We start from the raw sequence: 25,909 nt of genomic DNA, 5'->3' as shown, positions 1-25,909 counted from the left end.
GCCTGCCTTGGTTAACCCGTGAACACACCCTCATCAAATACCCCGTCCCAAACGCCTGTTCGCCCCTCGGGGTGCCCGGGGTTGCTGCGCATTGTTCCGGCAATGGACGGCGGTATATGTCGGGTCAAACTGGCCGGAGGCTCAATCACAGCCAGTCAGGCACGGGCAGTGGCCGATGTGGCCATGCACTATGCCAGCGGGGTGATCGAAGCCACTAACCGCGCCAATCTGCAAATTCGCGGGGTAGGCCCGCAGCATTCGGCACTGATTGCGCCGTTGCTGGCAGCGGGGCTTGGCCCGAACACGGCGGCCAGTGATGAAGTGCGTAATCTGATGCTCAGCCCCAGTGCGGGCATTGATCCGGCAATGGCACTGGACACTTGGCCATTGGCCCAAGAGGTCCTCGCCAGTTTGGAAACAACCCCAAGGTTGTCCGAATTGTCAGCCAAGTTCGCTGTTCAGCTCGACGGGGGGGAAGCGCTGGCAATGCTTGAGCATCCGCATGATCTGTGGTTATCCGCGTTTGAGCACGAGGGGCAGGTGCTGCTGGGTTTTGGTCTGGCAGGTTGTCCGGCACACGACGCGGCATTGGCGGCAGTGCCGGTTGCACAGGGGCATGAGCTGATCATGGCCGTGCTGAACCTGTTCCTTGATAGGGCGCGCCCTGAGCACACGCGCATGCGCCACCTGCTCAAAGAGGTACCTGTTACACAGTTCGTCCAGCAATTGGCAGAACGCCTCAGTGTTGCGCCAGTTCAACTGGCCGCATGGCGCCGTCATACCCCTGAGACGCCTCTGCACATTGGCACGTATCCACAACGTGAAACGGGCCGGGTGTATGTGGGGGCTGTGCCGCCGTTGGGACGATTGAACGCGGCCATGCTCAATGGGTTGGCGCAGATCGCCAGCGATTACGGCGATGGCACCTTGCGCTTTACCCCATGGCAGAGCGTGCTGTTGCCCCATATACGCGCCGAACTGGCGCCCGAAGTGACCCAACAACTAATAGCCCTGGGCTTGCTGTGTGATGTCACCGATCCGCTGTCGCACCTGGTCGCCTGCACCGGGTCCAGCGCCTGTGCCAAAGGCTTGGCAGACACCAAGCAGGATGCGCGTCAGCTCGCGACCCTGTTGTCACAACCTCTCAACATCCACCTCAGTGGCTGCCAGCGTTCCTGCGCGGCTGCCCACATTGCGCCGGTCACATTGCTGGCCGTAGCGCCCGGTCATTACGACCTCTATTTACGCGCCCCAGAACACGCCGGTTTTGGCGTTCTGCGCGGGTGCAACCTCACTATTGAAGCGGCAGGCGCCTGGCTTGAGGCCCGCCAACGGAGCAACACCGATGATTGATTACATCCGCGACGGTCAAGAGATCTATCGCAATTCGTTCGCCATTATTCGGGCCGAGGCCAACCTCGACAGCATCCCGGCTGACCTCGAAAAACTTGCTGTGCGCGTGATTCACGCCTGCGGCATGGTCGACGCTGTCGAAGACCTGCGTTTCTCACCGGGTGCAGGCAAGGCCGGACGCGATGCGCTGGCCGCTGGCGCGCCGATTTTGTGCGATGCGCGCATGGTGCTTGAAGGGGTCACACGCACCCGTTTGCCTGCCAACAACAAGGTGATTTGCACCCTTAAAGAAGACGGTGTGGCCCAGATGGCCCTAGAGCAGGGCAACACCCGCTCCGCCGTGGCCCTTGAACTGTGGCGCCCGTACCTGGAAGGCAGCGTGGTGGTGATTGGTAACGCACCGACCGCACTGTTTTACCTCTTGGAAATGATCGACGCCGGCGCGCCAAAGCCTGCGTTAATCCTCGGCTTTCCGGTCGGTTTTGTCGGGGCGGCCGAATCCAAGGCCATGCTGGCGGCAGACAGCCGTGGCGTGCCGTTTGTGATCATGCAGGGTCGTCGTGGCGGCAGCGCCATGGCTGCGGCCGCGGTAAACGCACTGGCGACGGAGATCGAGTAATGACGCAGCCTGGACGTTTGATCGGCTTGGGTGTTGGCCCTGGCGATCCTGAACTGATTACGGTCAAAGCCTTGCGCCTGCTGCGCGAGTCGCCGGTGGTGGCCTATTTCGTGGCCAAAGGTAAAAAAGGCAACGCATTCGGCATCATTGAGGCTCACCTGCAAGGCGCGCAAAGCTTGATGCCGCTGGTGTACCCGGTAACCACCGAAGTGCTGCCCGCACCGCTGTCGTATGAGCAAGTGATCAGCGATTTTTATGATCAGGCCGCAGAAGACGTCGCGCAGCACTTGCAAGCTGGCCGCGATGTGGCCGTGATCTGCGAAGGCGACCCGTTCTTCTATGGTTCTTACATGTACTTGCACGACCGACTGGCACACCAGTTCGAGGCCGAAGTGGTACCGGGTGTGTGTTCGATGTTGGGTGGCGCATCAGTGCTCGGTGTGCCGCTGGTTTACCGTAACCAGAGCCTGTCAGTGTTGTCGGGCGTTTTGCCGCACGATGAACTCAAACGTCGTTTGGCCGATGCCGATGCTGCCGTCATCATGAAACTGGGGCGCAACTTTCATAAGGTGCGTGAAGTCCTGACCGAATTGGGGTTGGCCGACCGTGCCCTGTACGTAGAGCGCGCGACCATGAGCAATCAGAAAGTTGTGCCGTTCAATGAGGTCGACCCGATGTCATCGCCGTACTTCTCGCTGATCATCGTGCCTGGCGAACGGTGGCAAGGATGAGTCGTACCGCACCGGCCATTGTCATTCTGGGCAATGGCAGCCTGGCGACAGCACGGCGTATTCAGCAACTGTACCCGGATGCATTGATTCATGGCCTGGCCGAACGGGTTGACGGTGCTGATCGCGTCTACAGCGACTTTGGCGCCAACCTGCGTCAGCTGTATCAGCAGGACACACCGATTATTGCGCTGTGTGCGGCGGGTATCGTGATCCGCACCCTCGCACCGCTGTTGCTGGAAAAAGGCGCCGAACCACCCGTGTTGGCGGTGGCCGAAGACGCCAGCGCAGTAGTGCCATTGTTGGGCGGGTTGAGCGGAGTGAATGATCTGGCGCGTAAGATCGCTGTCGGTTTGGGCATTGCACCCGCCATCACCACCAGCGGCGAACTGCGATTTGGGACCTGCTTGCTGAACCCGCCAAGTGGCTACGCGTTGGGCGATCTGGAACTGGGCAAACGTTTTGTTTCAGATTTGTTGGCCGGTGAGTCGGTGCGCATTGAAGGTGACGCCCCGTGGCTGGCCAGCGCGCAATTGGCGGTCAGTCCGCAGGCGCGTCTGGCGATTCATGTGGGCAGTGATGAGCGCGATCCCGTGGCTGACGAGCTGCGGATCTACCCGCGCAATGTAGTGGCCAGACTGGACACAGTGGTTAGCGCTCAGGCCATACGTGAAGCCTTGCAGGACGCGAAACTGGCCTGGCAATCCCTGGCTTGTATCGTGGCCGACGACACATTGATGGCAGATGTTCAACTGCATGAGCTGGCTGCTGAGTGGGAGGTGCCATTGCGTTTTGCCCAAGCCAGTGATGACTTCTGCGCTCAGCCGTTAACCTGGCGAAATCCGCTGAATGGCGTGGTATTGGGGGTAGCGTCTTTGCCGTTGGATCTCCAGCAAATAGGCCGCGCACGCGGGCGTTTGGCGGTGATTGGGCTGGGGCCTGGCGCAGCCGAGCTGATGGTGCCTGCGGTCAAGGCAGCGCTGGCACAGGCCAATGACGTGCTGGGCTATGAAACGTACGTGCGCATGGCCGGGCCGTTTCATGCAGATCAGGTGCTGCATTGCACGGACAATCGCGAAGAAATGCAGCGCGCCCGGCATGCCTTCGAGTTGGCCGCACAAGGTCGCTCAGTGGTGGTGGTGTCCTCTGGCGACCCCGGCGTATTCGCGATGGCGGCCGCAGTGCTTGAGGCGTTGCACGCGTCCAGCGACCCGCAATGGCACAGCGTTGACCTTGAAATATTGCCCGGCGTATCGGCTTCGCTGGCGACCGCCGCACAGGCCGGTGCGCCTTTGGGGCACGACTTCTGCGTGATGTCGCTCTCTGACAACCTCAAGCCCTGGAGCATCATCGAGAAACGCTTGGATCTGGCGGGCGAGGCGGACCTGGCATTGGCGTTCTACAACCCCATTTCACGCTCACGCCCCTGGCAACTGGGCGTGGCGCTGGAAATCGTCGCCCGCCATCGCACACCGCAAACACCTGTCGTGTTGGGGCGTGATATCGGGCGGCCGGGTCAGACGTTACGGGTGACCACCCTGGGAGACTTGACGCCGGACCAAGTGGATATGCGCACGATGGTCATTATTGGCTCATCGACCACCTGCACCTTCCCACGTGCTGACGGGCGCGAGTGGGTCTATACACCACGCTGGTATGGCGATAAGCCCTGACCTCATGACGTTATGGCCCGTCACAGGGCCATAGCTCTCATTTTTGAATAAAGAGTTCATTCATTTTGATGGGGTAGCGACGTCAGAATGTTCGCCTGTGCGCGTGCAATAAGTCTTCGAAAGTTACTGATTAAGGTAATAGAGCGTGTTGAAGTGCGGGGTGTATTGTTTTTTCATATTTTGACGTGAATAAATAAAAAGCAGGGGGAGTGTGTAAGTGTGTGTTTTCATAGGTTGTGCCGGCGAGTGGTAAATATATAACTCAGGGAAGTTTGATTAAGTGTTGCACGGTATTTGCACAGTTAATTATTCAGCGCATTGGACGCAAGCAGGTGGGGTGTCTAATGTTTTTATTGTCTGCATCCGGCAGGCAGTAATAAACATTTAAGGGCCATGATGGCCGACAAGGTGAATGATATGGACATTGAAAACAGTGATGTGAACGGCATTGATGACGTGGAACGTCTTGGTTTTGTGAGCAGTCTGGAACTTCCCGTGGTAGCCCCCTCGCTGATTCCCCGCTTCAAGACCCTCAGGGCCACGGCTTTAAAAACAATGGAGGCGGACGGCGACAGTGCGCTGGTGACGGGTAACAGCGTGGTGTCGTTTGTTGGTGGCCTGAGTGAGCAGCTGAAACAGGATGTGCAAGATGGCGTGTTATTTGCTCAATTGGCCGTCGACAAGAAGTACCCCAATAAAGACACGCACCGTGTTGAGCGTTTCAATTACTACAATGAAATTCTCAGTAAGTGCGGCTGGACGACAACCGGTGAGGCCATGCACAAAGTGACCGGACTTAAGCAGGCGTTCACCATGGATCAAGTGGCTCTGGAAATCATTGCCAGTGTGGTGGGGCCTAATAAGGTGATTCTGGATGTGCTTGCCCAAGTGTTAAACGCACTCAAAGACACGCCCAAAGCCCTGAACCTGTTTGAAAATGAAACCAAGGGTGTGAATTCGGGCAACTTTCAGATTCTGCCGTGTATCGCGACCCGTGACGGCGGGGTGCTCATGATCAAAACGTGTATGCAGTTCAAGTCCTCCTCCCGGGTGACCAGAGTCCTTTTTTGGAAATGGAACCACAGCAACGTTGACCTGTACGCGGCGGCAAGTAATTCCACGCTTAACCAACGACAATACGCGGTAGTTCGACAGACCATCATTAATAAGCTTGAAGCGTCGGGGAAAAACTATATTGAAAACATAGAACTTTGAAAGTTGGTCAGCGAGGACGTCTCGATGTTTAAGCAACCTAAACACATTTTTGTAAATGCAGGCGTGGTGATAGCGCCGCTGCCGGGGGACGTCATGCCCGCGCAGCAAATAGCTGATGTTTCGAATTCATTGTTGTTGGCACAGTTGAGTGCGCGAGCCAAGTACCCACAAGTGTCGCAGCACCTTGAGCGAGAGCAGGCCTGCCAGACGATGCTGGACAATGTGTACTGGATCAGACTGAACGAGCCTTACTTTGCTTTGGACGGCGTGCAAACCTTAAGCATTGACGACGTTGTAACAAACCAAAGTGGCGGTCTTTTTACGGCTGATGTGAGGGCTGGGTTTGTTGCATTGGTCGCCTCGCTCAAAACCTCGCCGCCTTCAGAGCGCGCATTGAATGTATGGCGCGAGCAGACGGTGTGGCCCTTGCACACGGAGCATTTAGAGAGCACCGAGTGCCCCGTACCCGATCGCTTCCAGGTGTGTATGAAGTTTGCACTTATGGGCGTGGGGCCAGTGATTCACACCCTGATGCTAAGTTTTACAACGCATACGGTATTGGCCACGGATTTTTTAAACCAAACACTCGTGATCGACCCTGAAAGCAAGTTAGAGCTTCAAGCGTATTCGTATGAGATGAGTAGGCGTAATTACGCCAATCTCAGGGGCACGGTGGTCAAAAAGTTAGGGGATAAGCCAGGGCAATACGTGATGCCCTGGAGCTCAGCGCGGCTGCCGGACCCGCCGCTTGACTTAACCAGGTTCCGTGGGTGACAAGCCCATGAACGCAACTCTAATTGGCGATACGCTCGTCACGTTCACCCCTGGTATGCCCGAAAGCCATAAACAGGGTATTCAGGATTGCCTTTTGTATGCCGCAGTGTTTGCAAATCGGGGGGCTGAGGCCGGAGATTGGGCATGGTTGTCGCATTATCAATATGCGCTGTTAAGCCTGGGCTTGACCCTCAGGTCTTATATAGTCGAGCGGCCTTTACTGATCTCCAATGCTCATCAAGTACGTGATTACCAGGTGCAGATCGCGGGCATGGAAAGTACCCAGCCCCTGGCTCAGCATTTGGGGGCGATGTTTGCTGCTTTGGACCTGGAACGTGATGCCCTGAGTTACTTGATGAATCCTCCTGGTGAGGCGCGTTTAACCCGCTATCAATGTGTTCCGTGTGAAATGACACGCAACGGTGAGTTCCAGATTTTTGTGTGCGGGTTGCAGCTTACCTGCACGTCTTCAAGGGCTAACTCAAGGTTGAGTTTGGTGCAGTTGAATGCGAAAGGCGGCAGTTTTCTGTTCGAACCGAAAGTATATGAAAACCGGCGAACTGAGGTGCAGCAGGTAGTGGGTGACTGGGCAGCGACAATGATTAAAGAGGTTGAGCTGTAAATAGAACCGCTGTCTCTGGCTTCTAGGGCTTGAGCAGCGGTTTTTTGTTCAAGGCACCATGTAGCCTTTAACGCCGGTAAAGATAATTTGTGCAGCCAGCGCACACACAAAAAGGCCCATTAAGCGGCTGACAATCTGCAAGCCTTGCTCCCCCAGGATGCGTTCAATCCGGTTGGACAAGTACAGCACCACGCCCACTGTCAGGCTCGCCAGGGCAATACTGACAATCGCCATCAGCTTGTCGTCCCAGTGCGGCTGGCTGATGCCCATGACCAACAAGGCACCAATGGTGCCCGGGCCAACCGTCAACGGAATGGTCAGCGGCACGATGGTGACGTCTTGCTGAACGTTGTCGGTTTGCACGGCTGATTTACCTTGGGCCATCCCCAGCGCCGAGATGAATAGCACGCTGCCGGCGCCGATGCGGAAGGCATCCACGGTGATGCCGAACACGTTGAAAATCGTGCGTCCAAACAAGTACAGCAACACGCTGGAAATCAACGTCGCGAGGGCGACCTTCCAGGCCAGGCGGCGGCGTTCCTTGTTCGAGTAGCCACGCGTCAGGCTGATAAAGCACGACAGCACGAAGAACGGGCTGTAGAGCACCAGCATCTTCAAATACACACTGAACAGCACATGGAGCATGGTATGAGCTCACATCGAAGGAAGGCGCCGAAAGTCTATCAGGCAGTTGGAACTCTGTCGGCAGGCATACAGGTAATGTAGCTAGGAAGGCTGTATCTGGGATTGACGCAGCTCACGCTGCGCCACCCAATACTCGACCAGTTCGCGCAACTGCGATAACTCAACCGGTTTGGCCATGTGGCCGTCCATTCCCGCTTGGCGGGCGCGGTCCTTGTGCTCGGCCAGAATATGGGCGGTTAGCGCCACCACGGGTGTACGTACCCGTTGATGGCTGACTTCCCAGGCGCGTAGTTGTTCGGTTGCCGAGAAGCCATCCAGCACGGGCATCTCACAATCCATCAGCACCAGGTCGTAGCGCTCGGCTTTCATGGCCTTCAGTGCCTCGGCGCCGTTGCACGCGGTGTCGGGTTGCAAGTTCAGTTTGCCCAGCATGCCGCGGATAACTTTAGTGGAAATGCTGTTGTCTTCGGCCACCAAAATGCGGAAGTCGCTCGGCACCGTCGTCGGCAATGCCGGGTGGCTAGGCTGGGGTTTGCTGGTGGCATGCCCTTTGTTGCGCTGGCTAAGTTCATCGGCGAGGGTGGTTTTGAGGGTATAGCCGGCCACCGGTTTTGCCAGGATGCGTTTGATCCCGCAGTTACGCGCAATGATCTTGCTGGGGGCATTGCTGATACCCGTCAGCATGACCAGCAAAATGTCGTGGTTCAGGCTCGGGTCTTCCTTGATCTTGGCGGCCAGTTGCATGCCAGTCATGCCGGGCATGTTCTGGTCCAGCAACACAATGTCGAAATAGTCGCGCAAGTGAGCTTTGGTTCGCAGCAAGGCCAAGGCTTCTTTGCCCGAGGCGGCGGCATTGACGTTAAGGCCCCACGCGGTGCATTGCTGCACCAGCACTTTGCGGCAGGTGTCGTTGTCGTCGACCACCAGCACCCGTGCCCCTTTGAGCGGGCTGTCCAGGTCTGAGGTCTGGTGCTCCAGATGCTGCGGGTCAAGAGGCAGGGTCATCCACAAGCTGCTGCCTTTGCTCAGGCCGGGTTTAATGCCGAACTCACCGCCCATCAACATGATTAACTGGCGGGCAATCACCAACCCCAGGTGTCCGCCCAGGCGAGTGGCCGCCAGGAAGTTCTTGCTGTGCAGTTCAGCGTGCAGCAGTGCATCCCGTTCCTGCTCATCCATCGGTTGGCCGGAGTCCTGAACCGTAATGCGCAGACGCGGCGGACCGGTTCGCTCTTCGAGGGCAACCACGATGAGGATTTCGCCTTCGTCGGTTTTCTTCAGTGCGCTTTCGAGCAGGCTGAGCAAGGTTTGCCGCAAGCGAGTCGGGTCGCCACTAATGACGCGCGGCACTTGTGGCTGAATGAAGCTGATGAGTTCAACGTTTTGCTGTTCGGCCTTGGTGCGGAAAATACTCAGGCAATCGTCAATCAGGGCGTTGAGATCGAATTGCACGTCGTCCAGCTCGATTTGCCCGGACTCAAGTTTGGAGATGTCGAGGATTTCGTTAATCAGTGTCAGCAACTCGTTGCCTGCACTGTGGATCGTTTGCACGTAATCGCGCTGTTTGACCGACAGCGGTGTGCCAAGCAGCAACTCGGTCATGCCCAGAACGCCGTTCATGGGGGTGCGAATCTCGTGGCTGATTTTGGCCAAAAACTCGGCTTTGGCATTAACCTCCGCATTACTGGCAGCCAGTTCGCGGCTGATGCTGAACGCATCCTCGGTGATGCTGCGGTTGCGTTCGCTCAAGGCCAGGCTCATCAGAAAACCACTGATGCAGACAATGGCCATCAGCGCCAGCACCAGTTCTTGGGGAGCAATCAGCGTCAGGCCCAACAGGGCGGGCAGAATCACCAGCGTGCCAATATTGAAAATCGCAATGGCAATCACGAACAGGCGCGCGGGGCGATAGCCTTTTTGCAGGTGATACACCGAGACCAGCAAAATGCTCAGGCTGGCCAGGGCGACGAATGCATACGTCATCAGGTTCAGCGGCAGGCTGTCAATGAACAGCAGCAGCAAGCCCCCCAGGCTGATGATCAGAATGTCGGCGAGCAGCAGGCGGTTGAGTGGATGCGGACCACGGGTCGAGAAAAAACTGTAGGCGAACATCAAACCGCACGGTGCGGTCAGCAGCAGCGCCAGATACGCCCCCGGTGTCTGCGCGCCATGCCACTCGGGCAGCCAAGGCCCTATCAGGTTCAGGAACAAGGCCGAGCTGCTGAGCAGCAAGCCTTCACACACCGCCAGCCACAGGCTACTGATGGAGCGGGTGAACGCAAAACGGGTGAGGTTGTGCAGCACCAACATCATCATGCAACCCAGTAACAAACCATAGAGCAGAGGCTTGCCCTGATTGGCCGCGAGCATCACCGCTGTGTCGAGGGTGATGTAAGGGCGCAATTGATGATCGGAGACCATGCGCAAGTACACATCCAGCGTGTGACTGCTTTGAGGCAGCGGCAACATATAGTCACTGCTGGGGAGTGGTTTGTCGGCTTGGGACAGATTATTGCCCGTTGTCACTTCGTTGATCAGTTTTTGATCATCAAGTACGTACATGTCCAAGCGGGACAAGTCGGGGGCAAAAACGCGCAGGATTTGTTCGTGTTTGTCGGGCACCAGTCGAAAGCGCACCCACAACGCTTCTCCCGCCTCAGCAGCTTTGAGCTGATCGAGTTCGACAGGGCTGAATTGATTGGAAAATCGGGCAGAACGCACGTCGCTTATTTGCAAGGTGCCTTCAGGATCTGAGAGCACTGACCAGCTGCTGCCTTGGGCAGCATGTGCCGGCAGAAAGATGAGCATGGCGGTCAGTAAACTGACAATAAAACCTGTGGCGATCCTGAGCCAGCGCACGGCGAAGTCCCTTCGTAGAATAAAGCCTAATGATAACTATGCGCGGCGCTGGAATGGTTAGGCAAGGGTTGGGCACCCCTGCCTATCCATAAGGATGGCTTACTCCTTGTTTTCACCGCGTTCGCGTGCAATGGCGCGGTAGCCAATGTCGTTACGGTAAAAGCAGCCGTCCCACTCGATGGCTTTGGCCAAGGCGTACGCGTGCTCCTGAGCGGCCTGGACCGTGTCACCCATCGCCGTAGCACACAGCACGCGACCACCGGCTGTCACCACTTCGCCTGCGGCATTCAGCGCCGTGCCGGCGTGGAAAACTTTGCCTTCGCGCTTTGCAGCGGCGTCCAGTCCGTGAATGACCGCGCCTTTAGCGTAGTCGCCAGGATAGCCGCCTGCTGCCAAAACGATACCCAGGCTGGGGCGCGGGTCCCATTGTGCTTCAACCTTGTCCAGTGCTTGAGCCAATGCGGCTTCAACCAGCAGCACCAGGCTCGATTGCAGACGCAACATCACCGGTTGGGTTTCGGGGTCGCCAAAGCGGCAGTTGAATTCGATGACTTTCGGGTTGCCGGCTTTGTCGATCATTAGCCCTGCGTACAGGAAACCCGTGTAGACATTGCCTTCTTCAGCCATGCCGCGCACGGTCGGCCAGATCACCAGGTCCATCACACGTTGGTGAACGTGTGCGGTGACCACCGGGGCAGGGGAGTAAGCCCCCATGCCGCCGGTGTTGGGGCCGGTGTCGCCGTCGCCGACGCGTTTGTGGTCCTGGCTGGTGGCCATTGGCAGCACGTTCTTGCCGTCGACCATCACGATAAAGCTGGCTTCTTCGCCGTCGAGGAATTCTTCGATCACCACGCGCGAACCGGCGTCGCCGAACGCATTGCCCGCGAGCATGTCGCGCACAGCGTCTTCGGCTTCGGTCAGGGTCATGGCAACGATGACGCCTTTACCGGCGGCCAGGCCATCAGCCTTGATCACGATTGGCGCGCCGACTTTTTGCAGATACGCCAGCGCCGGTTCGATTTCGGTGAAGTTCTGGTAGTCGGCGGTCGGGATCTTGTGACGCGCCAGGAAATCTTTGGTGAACGCTTTGGAGCCTTCGAGCTGGGCAGCGCCAGCGGTCGGGCCGAAGCAGTCCAGACCACGGGCGCGGAACAGATCGACCACGCCCGCTACCAATGGCACCTCGGGGCCGACGATGGTCAGGGAAACGTTCTTCTCGGCGAAGTCGGCCAACTGTTCAAGGGCCAGCACGTCGATGGCGACGTTCTCGCACTTGGCTTCGGTGGCGGTGCCGGCGTTGCCAGGGGCAACGAATACTTTGGCGACACGGGGGTCCTGAGCTACTTTCCAGGCCAGTGCGTGTTCGCGGCCACCGCTGCCAATGATCAAAACATTCATTTCAAAAAACCTCGGATGACGCTGAATTCTGTGGGGCGCACGTCAGGCTCTGTAGCCGCTGCCGCAGGCTGCGATCAACCGCGAAGCGGTTGCAGGATGTTTAGATCGCTGAAGACCCTTCGGGTCTTATCGCAGCCTGCGGCAGCGGCTACAGACTATGCGGCGCCTTCAATAATGCTTAATGACGGAAGTGGCGCATGCCGGTGAACACCATGGCAATACCCGCTTCGTCGGCAGCTGCAATCACTTCGTTGTCACGCATCGAGCCGCCCGGCTGGATCACGGCCGTGATACCGGCTTTGGCGGCGTTGTCGATACCGTCACGGAACGGGAAGAAAGCGTCCGACGCCATGACCGCGCCTTGCACTTGCAGGCCCGCGTGTTCGGCCTTGATGGCCGCAATGCGCGCCGAGTTTACGCGGCTCATCTGGCCCGCGCCCACGCCGATGGTTTGACGGCCCTTGGCGTAAACGATCGCATTGGACTTCACGTACTTGGCCACTTTCCAGGCGAAGATCAGGTCGTTGATCTCTTGCTCGGTGGGTGCGCGCTGGGTGACGACTTTGAGGTCTTCGCTGCCGATCATTTCGATGTCACGGCTTTGCACCAGCAAACCACCGTTGACGCGCTTGAAGTCCCATGCCGGTGCACGATCTGCGCTCCACTCACCACAGGCCAGCAAGCGTACATTGGCTTTGGCGGCGACGATGGCGCGTGCTTCGGCGCTTACGGACGGGGCAATGATGACTTCAACGAATTGACGCTCAACGATGGCCTTGGCCGTTTCGGCGTCCAGCTCGCGGTTGAAGGCGATGATGCCGCCGAATGCGGACTCGGTGTCGGTGGCATACGCCAGTTCGTAAGCCTGGCGGATGCCGCCTTCGGCGTCCGGGCTGACGGCTACGCCGCACGGGTTGGCGTGCTTGACGATCACACACGCCGGTTTGACGAAGCTTTTCACACATTCCAGCGCAGCGTCGGTGTCGGCCACGTTGTTGAACGACAGCTCTTTGCCTTGCAGCTGAGTCGCGGTAGCGATGCTGACTTCGGCAGGCTTGGCTTCAACGTAGAACGCCGCTTTCTGGTGCGGGTTCTCGCCGTAGCGCATTTCTTGCGCCTTGATGAACTGGCTGTTGAAGGTGCGCGGGAATTGGCCGCGGTCTTCAGTGCTCAAGGTTTGGGCGGCCTGGTTCACGGTGCCCAGGTAGTTGGCGATCATGCCGTCGTAGGCAGCAGTGTGTTCGAAGGCCTTGAGCATCAGGTCGAAACGCTGAGCGTAGGTCAGGCCGCCGGCTTTGAGGTTTTGCAGCACGTTGGCGTAATCGCTGGCGTTAACCACGATGGCCACGTCTTTGTGGTTTTTAGCCGCCGAACGGACCATGGTCGGGCCGCCGATGTCGATGTTCTCGATGGCGGTAGGCAGGTCGCAACCCGGCTTGTTGATGGTGGCTTCGAACGGGTAGAGGTTGACCGCGACCAGGTCGATCGGCTTGATGCCGTGCTCGTTCATGATGTCGTCGTCAATGCCGCGACGGCCCAGGATGCCGCCGTGGATTTTGGGATGCAGGGTTTTCACCCGACCGTCCATCATTTCCGCGAAGCCGGTGTAATCGGCGACTTCAACTGCGGCCACGCCGTTGTCTTGCAGCAACTTGAACGTACCGCCAGTGGACAGGATCTCGACGCCGAGGGCTTCCAGTTCACGGGCGAAATCAAGGATTCCGGTTTTGTCGGAAACGCTGATTAAAGCGCGGCGGATCGGCAGGCGGGTAGTCTGATCGGTCATCTCGATTTCCATCAAAAGCAAAGGAGTCAGCAAAAAAGGCGGCCCGTTTTACGAGGACGCCTTTCAGGTTTGATTGAATGCTTACAGCAGATCGTACTGTTTGAGTTTTTTGCGCAGCGTGCCGCGGTTGAGGCCCAGCATCTCGGAGGCTTTGGTCTGGTTGCCCTTGACGTAGTTCATGACGCACTCGAGCAGGGGGGCCTCGACTTCGGAAAGTACCAGGTTGTATACGTCCGTGACTTCAGCGCCCTCCAAGTGGGCGAAATAGTTGTGCAGCGCCTTTTCGACACTCCCGCGAAGGGTCTGGCCTTCTTCGCTCGGCGTATTGAGGTGCTGTTTCAAATTGACGTTGTCGCTCACGGGCGTTGTTCCACTCACTAATGTCTCGGTCATCATCGTCATGCGGCCACCCATCCTTCGTCCCCTGTCCCCAGGCTCTTGTGTCGTTCGGCGAAAAACGCCTGAACGTTGGCGCATTGTGCTTCCGTGTCTTCTAAACGATTGAAGTGGGCGCGAAACTCCTTGGCGCCCGGCAAGGTTGCGAGATACCAGCCGACATGCTTGCGGGCAATACGTACGCCCAATACCTCCCCATAGAAGGCATGCAAGGCGGCCAGATGCTCTAGCAGAATACGTTCCACTTCGCTCATCGGCGGTGCCGGCAACAGCTGGCCGGTTCGCAGAAAATGATCAACTTCGCGGAAAATCCAGGGCCGCCCTTGAGCCGCCCTGCCAATTAATAGTCCATCAGCGCCGGTCGCGTGCAACACATGACGGGCTTTGTGGGGTGAATCGATGTCGCCGTTGGCAAAGACCGGTATCGACACGGCCTGCTTGATCGCGGCGATGGTGTCGTATTCGGCTTCGCCGGTGTAAAGGTCGGCACGGGTTCTGCCGTGTACCGCCAGTGCTGTAATGCCTGCCTGTTCGGCGATCTTGGCCACCGTAAGGCCGTTTTTGTTGTCCCGGTCCCAGCCGGTACGGATTTTCAAGGTGACCGGCACATCAACCGCAGCCACAACGGCTTGCAGGATCTCGTTCACCAATGCTTCGTCTTTCAGTAAGGCGGAACCGGCGGCCTTGTTGCAGACCTTTTTTGCCGGGCAACCCATGTTGATATCAATGATCTGTGCGCCCAGTTCCACATTGGCCCTGGCGGCGTCTGCCAGCATTTGCGCATCACCGCCGGCGATCTGTACCGAGCGCGGCTCGGGATCACCGTCGTGAATCATGCGCAGGCGCGATTTACGACTGTTCCAGAGACTCATGTCACTGGTGACCATTTCCGAAACAACCAGGCCTGCGCCCATCCGTCGACAAAGCTGACGAAAGGGCTGGTCGGTGACTCCCGCCATCGGGGCGAGAATCAAACCGTTGTGCAATGTATATGGGCCGATGCGTACCGCCGACATAGGACTTCCCTGTTGTGGGGCCGGATCTTGGGAGTTCGAAAAAGGGTTGGCATGATACCCGCTCTCGATGACTGGATAAAGGCTGGGTTGGATGTTTTTTGAACAATTTAGGCATAAAGCCAATGGCAAACGACAACCTTCAGGCGTGTCGTTTGCCACCCGGCGCGCAGGGGATCATTCCGGGGAATGAAAACTCAGGCTGTAGTTCACGGCTTTCGGACCTGGGTCGAGGATGTCCAGGGCGATATGGATTGGCGTCTGGGGCGGCATTTCGGCTTGTTTGGCCAGGTCGCCGCCCAAGTATTCGCCGGGTTTGAAGCGACGACTGGCGATCATTTTGCCGTTCAGGTCAGCGAAGCGCAGTTCCAGCAGCGGGAAGGGTTGCGAGAACGGCGCGCGGTTGTACAGGATCGCGTCCACCACCAGCGCACCGGTGAACTCTGGGTGGCTGCGCACCACCAGGTTGCTGCTTTTGATGCGATCAATGTCGACTTTGGATGGCACGGTGCAGCCGAGCGTCGGGCACAGTTGCTGAAACAGCGGGCGATATTGGTCTTGTCGGGCCAGCTCTTCGAAGTGGCCCGCGATGTATTGCCCGGCCAGTGCGGCGCCAGCCAATAACGCCAGCAATAGCCACAGCAGACGCTTGCCCCACGGCGTACTGCGCTTTTGCCAATCCAGTTGCAGCGGGTCATCGACCAAGTCCTGGAGCAGTTCTTCGCGTACACCCGGTTCGTTACGCTTGCGTTTGCCCTTGGTGAGAGGCGGCGCGGCGATTGGCTCGTCGTCATCGTCATCCACAGCGGACATAGGCCTCAACGGCGGCATTTGCTCCTCTTGCCGCGAATGCTCAAGGGGCGGCGTGTCATCGGACTCCTCGAGATCGCGTGACAGTGACGGCTCGGTGCGACCGGGTTTCGTCGGCTCAGCCGGTGTTTGCGCCAATGCCGAGGTGTCGGCGCGCTCTGCGGCCGAGTCGCTGAACAGGCTGTCGGGCCAAGGGTTGTCTTCGCCGGTGTCGCTTTCGCGGTGCGCACTCAGCGTGTCTTCTTTAGGTGTGTGCGGCTGGCCAAAGCTTTTGCTGGGCTGAATTTCCAGCTCCTCAAGCTTGGCCAGCTCTTTGTCCAGATCCAGATGCTCGAGGTCGAGTTCGCCTGCCTGCCATTGCGTCTGGCTGATCGGCTCGGGCCTGGCGGGTGGCTCGACGGCCTCGGGCACGACTGCAACAGGGGCGGCAGCGACAGGCTGCTGCTCTGTTTCAGTGCTCTTGTTGAGCAATTGCTGTGCGGCATTGAACACTTGCAGGCAGGCGCCACAGCGCACCACTCCACGGGCCATGCTCAATTGAGAATGGCTGACGCGAAAGCTGGTTTGGCAATGGGGGCACTGTGTTACGAAGCTATCGCTCATGCGGCCATCCGGGTTAGACAGGCGTGCATTCTAGCGCCGACGACCACTGATGCGCACCCAGCCATCGCGATTGGCGATAGGGTCCAGATCAAAGTCCTGAGCGTAGGCCGCGGCCACTTCATCGCCTTGTTCGGCGAGGATACCGGAGAGTGCCAGGCGGCCACCCGGTTTCACCAGGCTGGACAGTTGTGGCGCCAGTGCGACCAGCGGTCCAGCCAGAATGTTGGCGACCAGCACGTCAGCCTGTACGTGCGGCAAGTCTTGCGGCAGGTACAGCGGGAACAGGGCTGGGTCGATGTTGTTGCGGCCGGCGTTGTCGCGGGAGGCTTCGAGCGCCTGCACGTCAATGTCGGTGCCGACGGCTTCTTTGGCGCCCAGCAGCAGGGCCGCAATGGCCAAAATGCCCGAGCCGCAACCGAAGTCCAGCACGTTGCAGTCCTTGAGGTCCTGGCCGTCGAGCCACTCAAGGCACAGCGCGGTCGTGGGGTGGGTGCCAGTGCCGAAGGCCAGGCCCGGATCAAGCAGCAGGTTCACCGCGCCCGGCTCCGGTGCGGCGTGCCAGCTTGGCACGATCCACAGGCGCTGACCGAAACGCATCGGGTGGAAGTTGTCCATCCAGCTGCGCTCCCAGTCCTGGTCTTCGATGACTTCGGCGTGGTGTTCTGGCAGTGGTGAGCCGGTCAGCAGTGCCAGATGGGACAGCACGAGTTCGGCTTCGGTGCCGCCCTCGAACAGTGCCAGCAAATGGGTGTGCGACCACAGTGGCGTGGTATTGAGTTCAGGTTCGAAGATCGGTTGGTCTTCGGCATCCATGAACGTGACCGAAACGGCACCGACTTCGAGGAACGCGTCTTCGTAGGTTTCGGCTTGTTCCGGGCTGATGGCGAGGCGTACTTGCAGCCAAGGCATGGCGGGCACCTTTGAAAAATAGAAGTGTGCAGCCGTCGGGCTGCGAGAAGCGCGCAAGTTTACGCGAGCAGGGGCGTGACGGGTAATCAAAAGCGATGAAAAACGCTGCTGACGGTAATCGCAGAATATGGGTAGAAGCGGGTGCTGGCTGCGATCTTTTAACGCTCAACAGATCGCAGCCTGCGATTTTTGCGATTGCCAGACACAACAAAGCCGCTCGAAAGCGGCTTTGTTGATCAGGGCACAAACTTACTGGTTAGCCAGTTTGTGTTCCAGGTAGTGAATGTTGACGCCGCCTTTGCAGAAGCCTTCGTCATTCACCAGATCGCGGTGCAGCGGGATGTTGGTTTTGATCCCGTCGACCACGATTTCGTCCAGGGCATTGCGCATGCGCGCCATGGCTTCGTCACGGGTCGAGCCCCACGTGATCAGCTTGCCGATCAGGGAGTCGTAGTTGGACGGAACCTTGTAGCCGCTGTACAGGTGCGAATCGACGCGAACGCCATTGCCGCCAGGCGCGTGGAAGTGCTTGACCATGCCTGGGCTGGGCATGAACGTCGCCGGGTCTTCAGCGTTGATCCGGCATTCCAGCGAGTGACCGTGAATGTTCACGTCAGCCTGGGTGAAGGACAGCTTGTTACCGGCGGCGATGCTCAACATCTCTTTAACGATGTCGATGCCAGTGACCATTTCGGACACCGGGTGCTCTACTTGCACGCGAGTGTTCATCTCGATGAAGTAGAAGCGACCATTTTCGTACAGGAACTCGAAGGTGCCCGCGCCACGGTAGTTGATGTCGACGCATGCTTTTACGCAGCGAGCCAGCACTTCGGCGCGTGCGGTTTCGTCGATGCCCGGTGCGGGCGCTTCTTCGAGTACCTTCTGGTGACGACGTTGCAGCGAGCAATCGCGGTCGCCCAGGTGGATCGCATTGCCCTGGCCATCAGAAATAACCTGGACTTCCACGTGACGTGGGTTGGTCAGGTATTTTTCGAGGTAGACCATCGGGTTGCTGAACCAGGCGCCCGCTTCTTCGCGAGTCTGCTTGGCCGCTTCGATCAGGTCTTCTTCGCGGTGTACAACGCGCATGCCGCGACCACCGCCGCCGCCAGCGGCTTTGATGATCACCGGGTAGCCGACTTCACGGCCGATACGCAGCGCGGTTTCTTCGTCTTCAGGCAGTGGGCCGTCAGAACCTGGAACCGTAGGTACACCCGCAGCAATCATGGCGTGCTTGGCCGATACCTTGTCGCCCATCAGGCGAATGGTGTCAGCTTTAGGGCCGATGAAGGCAAAGCCGGATTTTTCGACTTGCTCGGCGAAATCGGCGTTTTCAGCCAAAAAGCCATAGCCTGGGTGAATCGCCGTGGCGCCGGTCACTTCAGCGGCCGCGATGATGGCCGGAATGTGCAGGTAAGACAGGTTGGCCGGTGCCGGACCAATGCAGACGGTTTCGTCAGCCAGGCCCAGGTGCATCAGCTCTTTGTCGGCAGTTGAGTACACCGCGACCGTCTTGATCCCCATTTCTTTGCACGCCCGCAGGATGCGCAAAGCAATCTCGCCACGGTTGGCGATCAGGACTTTTTCCAGCTTCTTCTGAGGCTTCAACATCGTTGGCTCCCCGTGGTTCAAACGATGGTGAACAGCGGTTGGTCGAACTCAACCGGCTGACCGTTTTCTACCAGGATGGACTCGATAACACCGGCTTTTTCAGCGGTGATGTGGTTCATCATTTTCATCGCTTCAACGATGCAAATGGTGTCGCCGACCTTGACGGTCTGGCCCACTTCAACGAAGGCAGGCGAGGTAGGCGCCGGGGTGCGGTAGAACGTACCGACCATTGGCGACTTGACCACAAAACCGTTCAGTTTTGGTGCAGCAGGGGCTTCAGTCACGGTGGCAACCGGAGCAACAGCCACTGGCGCTGCGGCAGGCGCTTGCATTGGAGCCGGGGCGTAGAACTGCTGAGCAGGAGTCTTGCTGTGGCGGCTGATGCGTACCGACTCTTCGCCTTCTTTAATTTCCAGCTCGTCGATGCCGGACTCTTCCAGCAGTTCGATCAGTTTCTTAACTTTACGGATATCCATGAATCGTCAACTCCCAATGGGTCGGTCAGGGGCGTTTAGCTTGTAGTTCAAGCTGTTCCAGGGCGGCCTCCAAGGCCAGTCGATAACCGCTGGCGCCAAGGCCGCAGATCACACCTACCGCAACGTCGGAGAAGTAGGAGTGATGGCGGAAAGGTTCGCGTTTGTGCACGTTAGACAAATGCACTTCGATGAATGGGATGCTCACCGCCAGCAGCGCGTCACGTAATGCCACGCTGGTGTGGGTGAACGCCGCCGGGTTGATCAAAATAAAATCCACGCCTTCATCGCGTGCAGCGTGAATCCGGTCGATCAATTCATACTCGGCATTGCTTTGCAGGTAGAGCAAATGGTGACCGGCTTCGCGGGCCCGTTGTTCCAGATCCTGATTGATCTGCGCCAGCGTCGTGGCGCCGTAGACGCCCGGCTCGCGGGTTCCGAGCAAGTTCAGGTTGGGGCCGTGTAGCACCAGGAAAGTCGCCATGTGCTGTTCCTTATTATCTGTGTGCAGTTGTCAGTGCCGGGCGACTATGCCCAAAAGCATAATCGCTGTCCAGTTAACTGCAATAGCCAGCACGATGACCGATGTTCGCGCAAAGTTTGTGACTCGGGTGCTAGATCTGGTCATTCGCCTTGACGACACGTTCGGCGAAGTCTTGTGCATTGATCTCGCCAATGACCCGTTGGTCACTGATTTCTGAGCCCTTTTTGTCAAAGAACATCAGTGCAGGAGGCCCGAACAGTTGGTAGCGGTCGAGCAGGGCGCGTTGCTCGGGGTTGCTGGCGGTGATGTCGAAACGCACCAGTTGATAGCCTTTGAGTAAGTCCAGCACACGCGGGTTGTTCAGCACCTCGTGCTCAATTACTTTGCAACTGATGCACCAGTCGGCGTACCAGTCGAGCAACAGCGGTTGCCCTGCGGCTTTGGCTTGGGCCAGTGCGGCGTCAAGCTGTGCCGGGGTGCTGACAGTGAGCCATTGGCTGGCGGGTTGTGCGGCGCTGCCCTGGGTTGCGCTAGGGGTCTGGCCAGGTCCAGGTTTGAGGGGATCGCCCTGGCCGCTTAATGCGCCATACCAACACATGAGCGCATAAACCAGCAGGAAGAGGCCCACCAATTGCGCAAGACGCTGGCGAGGGGACTTGTCGATAAATTCCAGCGTGCCGAGAAACAGGCTCACCCCGGCGGCCAGAAAACCGACCAACAGCAAGGTGGCCGGGCCGGGCAGAACGCGGCTGAGCAGGCCGATGGCCAAGCCCAGCAGCAACACGCCAATGGCATTTTTCACCGTGACCAGCCACGGTCCGCTTTTAGGCAGCCAGGCCGCGCCGCCGGTGGCCACGATCACCAGCGGAGTGCCCATGCCCAGCCCTAACACGAGCAACTTCAAGCCGCCGCCCAATGCATCGCCACTGGCGCTGATATACAGCAGCGCACCGGCCAGCGGCGCCGACACGCAAGGCGATACCAGCAAGCTGGAGATCACACCCAGTACGGCGGCGCCCCACAACGAGCCGCCTTGGGTGTTATTGGCCACACGGTCCAGGCGATTGCTGAGGGCGCGTGGCAGTTTGAGTTCGAACACGCCAAACATCGCCAGCGCAAACACCGCAAAAAACATCGCGAACGGCACCAGCACCCAGGCGGACTGCAAGCGGGCTTGCAGATTGAGCTGAGCGCCGAACATGCCCATCAGCGCGCCGAGCAGGGCAAAGCAGGCAGCCATTGGCAGCACGTAAGCCAGCGACAGACTGAAACCGCGCCACCCGCCGACCTGGCCGCGCAACACCACCCCCGACAGAATCGGCAGCATGGGCAGCACGCACGGGGTAAAGGTCAGGCCCAGCCCCGCCAGGAAAAAGATCGCCAGCTCGCGCCAGCTCCAGGACGCAGTCGGGGCGCCGGGAGTGGCGGTGTCGGCGGCTGGCGTGCCTTCAATATTCAGGCGCACGGTTTCGGGCGGGTAGCACAAGCCCTTGTCGGCGCAGCCTTGATAGGTGACCACCAGCGTGAACGCCCGTGGATCGTTGGCCGCCCGTGGCACGTCCACGTCAACGATGCCGTGATAGACCTGCACATCGCCGAAATACTCATCATGCTTGGGTTCGCCAGGCGGCAATTGCACCGGGCCAAGAGCCACATCGTCAGGCTCGGCCTTGAACGCGAAACGGTGTTGGTACAGGTAATAACCGTCGGTCGGTACAAAGCGCAGCTTGATGTTTTCAGGGGTGCTCTGGATCAGGTTGAGCTTGAACGCCTCGCTGACCGGCAGGAAATCGCGGCTGTTATTGATCGCCCCCAGCGTGGCGCTGGGTCGGTTATCCAGCAACCCCGCGCCCAGGGCTGGCACGGCGAAGAGTAAACACATAAGCAAAAGCAGGCGGCGCATAGTGATCTCGCAAATCAAACGTGCGGCCATGATAACGGACTGAGAAACACTGTGCAGGTCAGCTTCGAGCACGTAAACCTGTGGCCGTTACGAGCGCTTCGCCGTCGGTCGCGCGGCTACGGGGTCACACCCGAAACGCTTGGACGGCGGCGTTCAGCTCGCCGCCCAGCACCAGCAAACGTTCGCCCTGATCACGGCCCTGGCCGATGCGTTGCAGGTTGTCGTCGCCCAATTGGTGAATGCGTTCACTGTGATCGCGGATCTCACTGACCGCGCCACTCTGCTGCGCGGTGACGTCGGCAATGCGCACCGCGGTGTCAGCGATGGTGGCAATCGCCCCGACGATTTCATCCAGTGCGCCGTCCGCTGCCTGAGCCTGTTGTGCTGTCGCCTGTGCGTGTACCACTTGGGCGCGCATGCCTTCTACCGATTGGCGCGCGGCTGCTTGCAGCCCGCCGATCAAGGTTTGAATTTCCCCGGTGGCGCCAGCTGTGCGCTGCGCCAAGGTGCGCACTTCTTCGGCCACCACGGCAAAGCCGCGGCCCATCTCGCCTGCGCGGGCGGCTTCAATTGCGGCGTTGAGCGCCAACAGGTTGGTTTGGTCGGCAATCGAGCGAATCACCGTCAACACGCCGCCAATCGTGGCGGACTCTTCGGCCAACTGCTCGATCATTTGCGCGTTGCCTTGCACCTCGCCCACCAGCGCATGCAGGCCGGTCAGGCTTTGACCGATCACGCGCTGACCCTGCGCCACGGCCAGTCCGGCACTGCGGCTGGCATCGGCCGCTTGGCTGGCGTCCCCGGCGACTTGAGAAATCGTGGCTTCCAGTTCGCCCAGCGCATCGCGGATTTGAGCCGTGTCCCCCGCTTGCCGTTCGGCGCCACTGTGCAGCCCGTTGCTCAGTTCGGCCAAGGTTTGGCTGCTGCCCGCCACTTGTTCGGCGTTTACGCGCAAGGTGCCGACCAGATTGACCAGATACGTGCGCAGCCGATTGAGTGAAGCCTGAATGTCGTGCAACTCGCGGTTGGTGTTGCCCAGTTGAATATCGCGGCTGAAGTCCCCTTGCGCCCACGTCCCGAGCATCGGCGCCAGGTGCGTCAGTACCTTGGCCAGCTTGCGTTGCAGGGTGTCGATCAACAGCGCGATCAGCAGGATGAGGGCGATCATCACGGCTTGAATCAACCGCACTTCTTGCTGGATCTGCCCGTGTTCGGCGCGCACCACCGGCTCAAGCCCGGCAATGGCCTGTTGCACCGCGTCCAGTTTCAAATGGGTGGCTGCGGCCAGTTGTGTGCGTTGTTCGATTTGTGTTTGCGTGCGTTTAAGTTCGCCAGGGTAGCGGTTCAGCAGATTATTGAGCTCGCGCTTGAGGCTGACAGCAGCGTCCTCTGCTTGCCCGCTCTGTTGGGACTCAAGCCCCATCAGGGCGGCAAAATCATCGCTGGCCGAGGCGCTTTTGGCACTGACGCCGAGCAAGGGCAGTGCGTCGAGGGTGTGGGCTTGAGCCTGGAGAGTTGCCAACTCGCGTTCCACGTCAGAGGCCAGTTCACTGCGCCCGCTGCTCACCAGTTTTTCGCGGCTCAGCGATAACGTGGTCACGTGCTGAAACGCCTTAACCAGAGGGCTTAAATAGTCCTGTGCGGCGGGGGCTGAGCCTTGGCTGGCGTACTGGGCGAGTTGCTCCAGAGTGGCGCCTAGCTCGCGCTCGGCCTGAATCAGCAACGCTTGCGGGTCGCCGGCCAGTTTGCCCGCCGCCAGCAGCTCGCTGTTGCTGTAGGTGCTCAGGCTTTCAAGGCTGGGGCGCAAGGCGCTGGCCAGTGCGGGCGGTAAGGGGGCTAACTCGGTTTTCAGCGTGTCGAGCGCCGTCGTGGCATCGCTTAAACGCAGGGCATCGCCGCTGGCCAAATAATCTTCAATATTGCGCGCGACCTGATTCTGGAACTGCTGTGACAGGTTGACGTAACGCTCCATCAATAAAAATGGCCGCTCCAGCGCGTGTTGCGACCACCACAACGTAGCGCCGAGAGCGAGGCAGACGGCGACCAGCAACGCCGTATTGAGGTTGGTAAGCAGCTTCAGGCGCATGTGGGATTTTGCCTACGACGCATTGAGAAGCGGCTGAAGTTATTGCACTGGCGTTACAGCGATGTGACGGAATCCTGCAATTCCATGCAAATAGTGGCAATTGGCCTTGCCGGGTGGTAGCGCTCGACCAGATTGCGTCCATTATTTTTAGCGCGGTACAGCGCTTCGTCCGCCTGCGAGGCCATGATCAGGCCGTCAGTGTCGTCCTTGAGTTCAACCACGCCTGCGCTGAACGTGCAGCACAGATCGGTCGGTTGCGCCGGGTAATGGATTTCGGCAAAGCGCTGGCGAATGGTGTTCAGCACTTTGTGCGCGGCCTCCTGATCCGTGTCAGGCATGACGATGGCGAATTCCTCGCCGCCGTAACGGCCAATGAAATCGGTCTTGCGCAGGCGTTGTTTGAGAAACAGCGCCAGGCTTTTGATCACGCGGTCGCCCATTGGGTGGCCGTAGGAGTCGTTGACCCGTTTGAAATGGTCGATGTCGATCATCGCAAAGCTCAGCGGACGGTCTTCGCGGCGTGCGCGAAAGGTGCAGTCTTCGAGCAGTTGCAGAATGTGAGTGTGGTTGTACAGGCCGGTGAGGCTGTCACGCACCATGCGCGCTTTAAGGTGGCGCGCACGGGCAGCCCGGTTGCGCACGGTGGTAATCAAATGGCGCGGCTTGATCGGCTTGGTCAAAAAGTCGTCGCCGCCCTCGCTCATGGCGTCCAGTTGCTTGTCCAGATCGTCTTCGGCCGACAAGTAAATGATCGGCACGCTGACGTAGCGATCATTGTGGCGGATCACCTTGGCCAGTTCGGTGCCGGTGCAGGCGGGCATGTACATGTCTAGGATGATCAGGTCGGGCTGAAAATCCGCCAGTTCAGCCATCGCCTGAATCGGTTCGATGAGGGTGCGGGTGACGATGCCGGCGCTGTTGAGCAGGCGCTCGGTGTGCAGCGCTTGCGCCCTTGAATCGTCGATGATCAGCACTTTGTACGGTTCGTACTGCGCCACGCAGGTCAGTACCTCGATTTTTTCCATCAGGCTGGAGGCTTCGAGGGTGCCGGTCAGGAACTCTTGCCCGCCTGCGCGCACGGCCGCCAGACGGGTCGGGGTGTCGGTTTCGTGCAGGCTGAAAAATAACAGGGGCAGCTTTTGCTCCAGGCCCAGTTGGGCTTGTGCCGCCAGCTCCAGGCCCAGGTTTGCGCCACTGAAGTCCACGTCCATCACAATCGCGGCCGGCAAGCGTTCGACCATTGCACTGCGAAACGCCTTGACGCTGGAGATTGATTGCGCGCCCAGGCCAAAGAAATCCAGCTGTTTAGCCAACCGTTCAGCACGGTCAAGGTCTTGCAACAAGATGTAGACGGGTTTGCGCAGCGGCGGCAGGAACGTCTGCTCCAGTTGATCGCCGTGGCGCAAACCGGTGCGCGACAGGCGCTGCATCAAACGGTTGAGGTCGCTAATCAGCGTGCTGCTCAACCGCCCACCATTGGCATCAACGTGTTGCAGTGCGTCGCTGATGGCGCCGGCCAGTTGTGAGTGCTCGGGTTGTTCAAAGCGTTCGGCAAAGCGCAGCAGGCGTTGATTCGCCTCGCTGAGTTCGGCCAGGTCTGGCGGGGACCACTCGTTACCTTGCAAGCGTTGCCAGATCTCAAGAATTTGACGTGCCTGGTGGATGACCCGTTGGGCAAAGTGGTTCTTTAGGCGCTCGCGGCTAGGGTCTTCTTGCTCGGTCATATCCTGACTGCTTCGTGAGGGGGCATGCTGAGGTTCGACTGGTGGCTCTATGCTAGCACCTCTTTCAAAATGCACGAGTCCCCGCTTGAAATTAACTGTCAGCGTGCCATTTTTAATCGTTGCGATGGGTGTGGCAGCGTCGCGAGCATGATTTATAGTGCCGCTCGCGCCACCAGACCGTCTTGTTGCAGATCAACGTGCAGGCGATTTAAAGCAAGCACCGAA

The 25,909-nt window shown here is 58.8% G+C and carries 20 protein-coding genes and 1 pseudogene; 7 read left to right on the top strand and 14 right to left on the bottom strand.

The annotated features are described in order from the left end of the window. Positions 1 to 18: 18 nt before the first annotated feature. From cobG to GYN01_RS14005, 7 genes are all read left to right on the top strand, one after another. On the top strand, positions 19 to 1,353 hold the full coding sequence (gene cobG, locus GYN01_RS14035; protein ID WP_276325349.1) for a precorrin-3B synthase: 1,335 nt from the start codon (positions 19 to 21) through the stop codon (positions 1,351 to 1,353). Continuing rightward, complete coding sequence (locus GYN01_RS14030; RefSeq protein WP_203307327.1) at positions 1,346 to 1,972, top strand: precorrin-8X methylmutase; 627 nt, start codon at positions 1,346 to 1,348, stop codon at positions 1,970 to 1,972. Before cobG ends, GYN01_RS14030 begins: the two co-directional genes overlap by 8 nt. Further along, the gene (locus GYN01_RS14025) at positions 1,972 to 2,703 is read left to right on the top strand and encodes a precorrin-2 C(20)-methyltransferase (protein ID WP_048364371.1); all 732 of its coding nucleotides are present in this window, start codon (positions 1,972 to 1,974) and stop codon (positions 2,701 to 2,703) included. Before GYN01_RS14030 ends, GYN01_RS14025 begins: the two co-directional genes overlap by 1 nt. Continuing rightward, positions 2,700 to 4,373, top strand: coding sequence for a precorrin-3B C(17)-methyltransferase (gene cobJ / locus GYN01_RS14020; protein WP_203307326.1), 1,674 nt, complete (start codon positions 2,700 to 2,702; stop codon positions 4,371 to 4,373). Before GYN01_RS14025 ends, cobJ begins: the two co-directional genes overlap by 4 nt. A gap of 417 nt (positions 4,374 to 4,790) precedes the next feature. Beyond that, positions 4,791 to 5,588, top strand: a complete 798-nt coding sequence (locus GYN01_RS14015; protein WP_203307325.1) for a hypothetical protein — start codon at positions 4,791 to 4,793, stop codon at positions 5,586 to 5,588. Between the two features lie 24 nt (positions 5,589 to 5,612). Then, the gene (locus GYN01_RS14010) at positions 5,613 to 6,362 is read left to right on the top strand and encodes a hypothetical protein (protein WP_203307324.1); all 750 of its coding nucleotides are present in this window, start codon (positions 5,613 to 5,615) and stop codon (positions 6,360 to 6,362) included. A 7-nt stretch (positions 6,363 to 6,369) separates the two neighbouring features. Beyond that, a complete protein-coding gene (locus GYN01_RS14005; RefSeq protein WP_125828531.1) occupies positions 6,370 to 6,984 on the top strand; it encodes a hypothetical protein in 615 nt (204 codons plus the stop codon). 48 nt (positions 6,985 to 7,032) lie between these two features. Here the strand turns inward: GYN01_RS14005 and GYN01_RS14000 are convergent, their stop codons facing one another. The 14 genes and pseudogenes from GYN01_RS14000 to GYN01_RS13935 form a co-directional block, all read right to left on the bottom strand. Beyond that, a complete protein-coding gene (locus GYN01_RS14000; RefSeq protein WP_048364366.1) occupies positions 7,033 to 7,629 on the bottom strand; it encodes a MarC family protein in 597 nt (198 codons plus the stop codon). 81 nt (positions 7,630 to 7,710) lie between these two features. Further along, on the bottom strand, positions 7,711 to 10,488 hold the full coding sequence (locus GYN01_RS13995; protein WP_203307323.1) for a response regulator: 2,778 nt from the start codon (positions 10,486 to 10,488) through the stop codon (positions 7,711 to 7,713). Positions 10,489 to 10,587: 99 nt separating this feature from the next. Continuing rightward, on the bottom strand, positions 10,588 to 11,886 hold the full coding sequence (gene purD, locus GYN01_RS13990; protein ID WP_048364364.1) for a phosphoribosylamine--glycine ligase: 1,299 nt from the start codon (positions 11,884 to 11,886) through the stop codon (positions 10,588 to 10,590). 178 nt (positions 11,887 to 12,064) lie between these two features. After that, the gene (gene purH / locus GYN01_RS13985; protein ID WP_048400415.1) at positions 12,065 to 13,672 is read right to left on the bottom strand and encodes a bifunctional phosphoribosylaminoimidazolecarboxamide formyltransferase/IMP cyclohydrolase; all 1,608 of its coding nucleotides are present in this window, start codon (positions 13,670 to 13,672) and stop codon (positions 12,065 to 12,067) included. Positions 13,673 to 13,753: 81 nt separating this feature from the next. Next, entirely contained in the window at positions 13,754 to 14,074 is a 321-nt protein-coding gene (fis, locus tag GYN01_RS13980; protein WP_019408796.1) for a DNA-binding transcriptional regulator Fis, read from the bottom strand. Continuing rightward, positions 14,071 to 15,084, bottom strand: coding sequence for a tRNA dihydrouridine synthase DusB (dusB, locus tag GYN01_RS13975; protein WP_048364362.1), 1,014 nt, complete (start codon positions 15,082 to 15,084; stop codon positions 14,071 to 14,073). The genes fis and dusB overlap by 4 nt, the downstream gene beginning before the upstream one ends. Positions 15,085 to 15,258: 174 nt before the next feature. Beyond that, the gene (locus GYN01_RS13970) at positions 15,259 to 16,494 is read right to left on the bottom strand and encodes a DUF3426 domain-containing protein (RefSeq protein WP_203307322.1); all 1,236 of its coding nucleotides are present in this window, start codon (positions 16,492 to 16,494) and stop codon (positions 15,259 to 15,261) included. Positions 16,495 to 16,524: 30 nt separating this feature from the next. Further along, positions 16,525 to 17,403 carry a 50S ribosomal protein L11 methyltransferase gene (gene prmA / locus GYN01_RS13965; RefSeq protein WP_048364360.1) on the bottom strand — a complete coding sequence of 293 codons (879 nt, stop codon included), beginning with the start codon at positions 17,401 to 17,403 and terminating at the stop codon, positions 16,525 to 16,527. Between the two features lie 249 nt (positions 17,404 to 17,652). Continuing rightward, positions 17,653 to 19,014, bottom strand: a complete 1,362-nt coding sequence (gene accC, locus GYN01_RS13960; protein WP_059763400.1) for an acetyl-CoA carboxylase biotin carboxylase subunit — start codon at positions 19,012 to 19,014, stop codon at positions 17,653 to 17,655. Positions 19,015 to 19,031: 17 nt separating this feature from the next. After that, a complete protein-coding gene (accB, locus tag GYN01_RS13955) occupies positions 19,032 to 19,490 on the bottom strand; it encodes an acetyl-CoA carboxylase biotin carboxyl carrier protein (RefSeq protein ID WP_003439221.1) in 459 nt (152 codons plus the stop codon). Positions 19,491 to 19,515: 25 nt separating this feature from the next. Continuing rightward, positions 19,516 to 19,971, bottom strand: coding sequence for a type II 3-dehydroquinate dehydratase (aroQ, locus tag GYN01_RS13950; protein ID WP_019408789.1), 456 nt, complete (start codon positions 19,969 to 19,971; stop codon positions 19,516 to 19,518). 130 nt (positions 19,972 to 20,101) lie between these two features. After that, a complete protein-coding gene (locus GYN01_RS13945; protein ID WP_203307321.1) occupies positions 20,102 to 21,874 on the bottom strand; it encodes a protein-disulfide reductase DsbD in 1,773 nt (590 codons plus the stop codon). Between the two features lie 124 nt (positions 21,875 to 21,998). After that, a pseudogene (locus GYN01_RS22695) lies at positions 21,999 to 22,514 on the bottom strand (methyl-accepting chemotaxis protein); the annotation flags it as partial. Positions 22,515 to 24,013: 1,499 nt separating this feature from the next. Beyond that, positions 24,014 to 25,684 carry a response regulator gene (locus GYN01_RS13935; protein WP_048400405.1) on the bottom strand — a complete coding sequence of 557 codons (1,671 nt, stop codon included), beginning with the start codon at positions 25,682 to 25,684 and terminating at the stop codon, positions 24,014 to 24,016. Positions 25,685 to 25,909 lie beyond the last annotated feature (225 nt).

Source organism: Pseudomonas weihenstephanensis (genome assembly GCF_016812185.1).
Classification (GTDB): Bacteria; Pseudomonadota; Gammaproteobacteria; order Pseudomonadales; family Pseudomonadaceae; genus Aquipseudomonas; species Aquipseudomonas weihenstephanensis.
Note: the sequence above shows the minus strand (reverse complement) of the source record. Positions and strands in the feature narration are given on the sequence as shown.

Coding starts and splice junctions, on each gene's coding strand:
- GYN01_RS14030 (WP_203307327.1), top strand. CDS start 1,346: ATGATTGATTACATCCGCGACGGTCAAGAGATCTATCGCAATTCGTTC.
- GYN01_RS14025 (WP_048364371.1), top strand. CDS start 1,972: ATGACGCAGCCTGGACGTTTGATCGGCTTGGGTGTTGGCCCTGGCGAT.
- cobJ (WP_203307326.1), top strand. CDS start 2,700: ATGAGTCGTACCGCACCGGCCATTGTCATTCTGGGCAATGGCAGCCTG.
- GYN01_RS14015 (WP_203307325.1), top strand. CDS start 4,791: ATGGACATTGAAAACAGTGATGTGAACGGCATTGATGACGTGGAACGT.
- GYN01_RS14010 (WP_203307324.1), top strand. CDS start 5,613: ATGTTTAAGCAACCTAAACACATTTTTGTAAATGCAGGCGTGGTGATA.
- GYN01_RS14005 (WP_125828531.1), top strand. CDS start 6,370: ATGAACGCAACTCTAATTGGCGATACGCTCGTCACGTTCACCCCTGGT.
- GYN01_RS14000 (WP_048364366.1), bottom strand. CDS start 7,629: ATGCTCCATGTGCTGTTCAGTGTGTATTTGAAGATGCTGGTGCTCTAC.
- purD (WP_048364364.1), bottom strand. CDS start 11,886: ATGAATGTTTTGATCATTGGCAGCGGTGGCCGCGAACACGCACTGGCC.
- purH (WP_048400415.1), bottom strand. CDS start 13,672: ATGACCGATCAGACTACCCGCCTGCCGATCCGCCGCGCTTTAATCAGC.
- fis (WP_019408796.1), bottom strand. CDS start 14,074: ATGACGATGATGACCGAGACATTAGTGAGTGGAACAACGCCCGTGAGC.
- dusB (WP_048364362.1), bottom strand. CDS start 15,084: ATGTCGGCGGTACGCATCGGCCCATATACATTGCACAACGGTTTGATT.
- GYN01_RS13970 (WP_203307322.1), bottom strand. CDS start 16,494: ATGAGCGATAGCTTCGTAACACAGTGCCCCCATTGCCAAACCAGCTTT.
- prmA (WP_048364360.1), bottom strand. CDS start 17,403: ATGCCTTGGCTGCAAGTACGCCTCGCCATCAGCCCGGAACAAGCCGAA.
- accC (WP_059763400.1), bottom strand. CDS start 19,014: ATGTTGAAGCCTCAGAAGAAGCTGGAAAAAGTCCTGATCGCCAACCGT.
- accB (WP_003439221.1), bottom strand. CDS start 19,490: ATGGATATCCGTAAAGTTAAGAAACTGATCGAACTGCTGGAAGAGTCC.
- aroQ (WP_019408789.1), bottom strand. CDS start 19,971: ATGGCGACTTTCCTGGTGCTACACGGCCCCAACCTGAACTTGCTCGGA.
- GYN01_RS13945 (WP_203307321.1), bottom strand. CDS start 21,874: ATGCGCCGCCTGCTTTTGCTTATGTGTTTACTCTTCGCCGTGCCAGCC.
- GYN01_RS13935 (WP_048400405.1), bottom strand. CDS start 25,684: ATGACCGAGCAAGAAGACCCTAGCCGCGAGCGCCTAAAGAACCACTTT.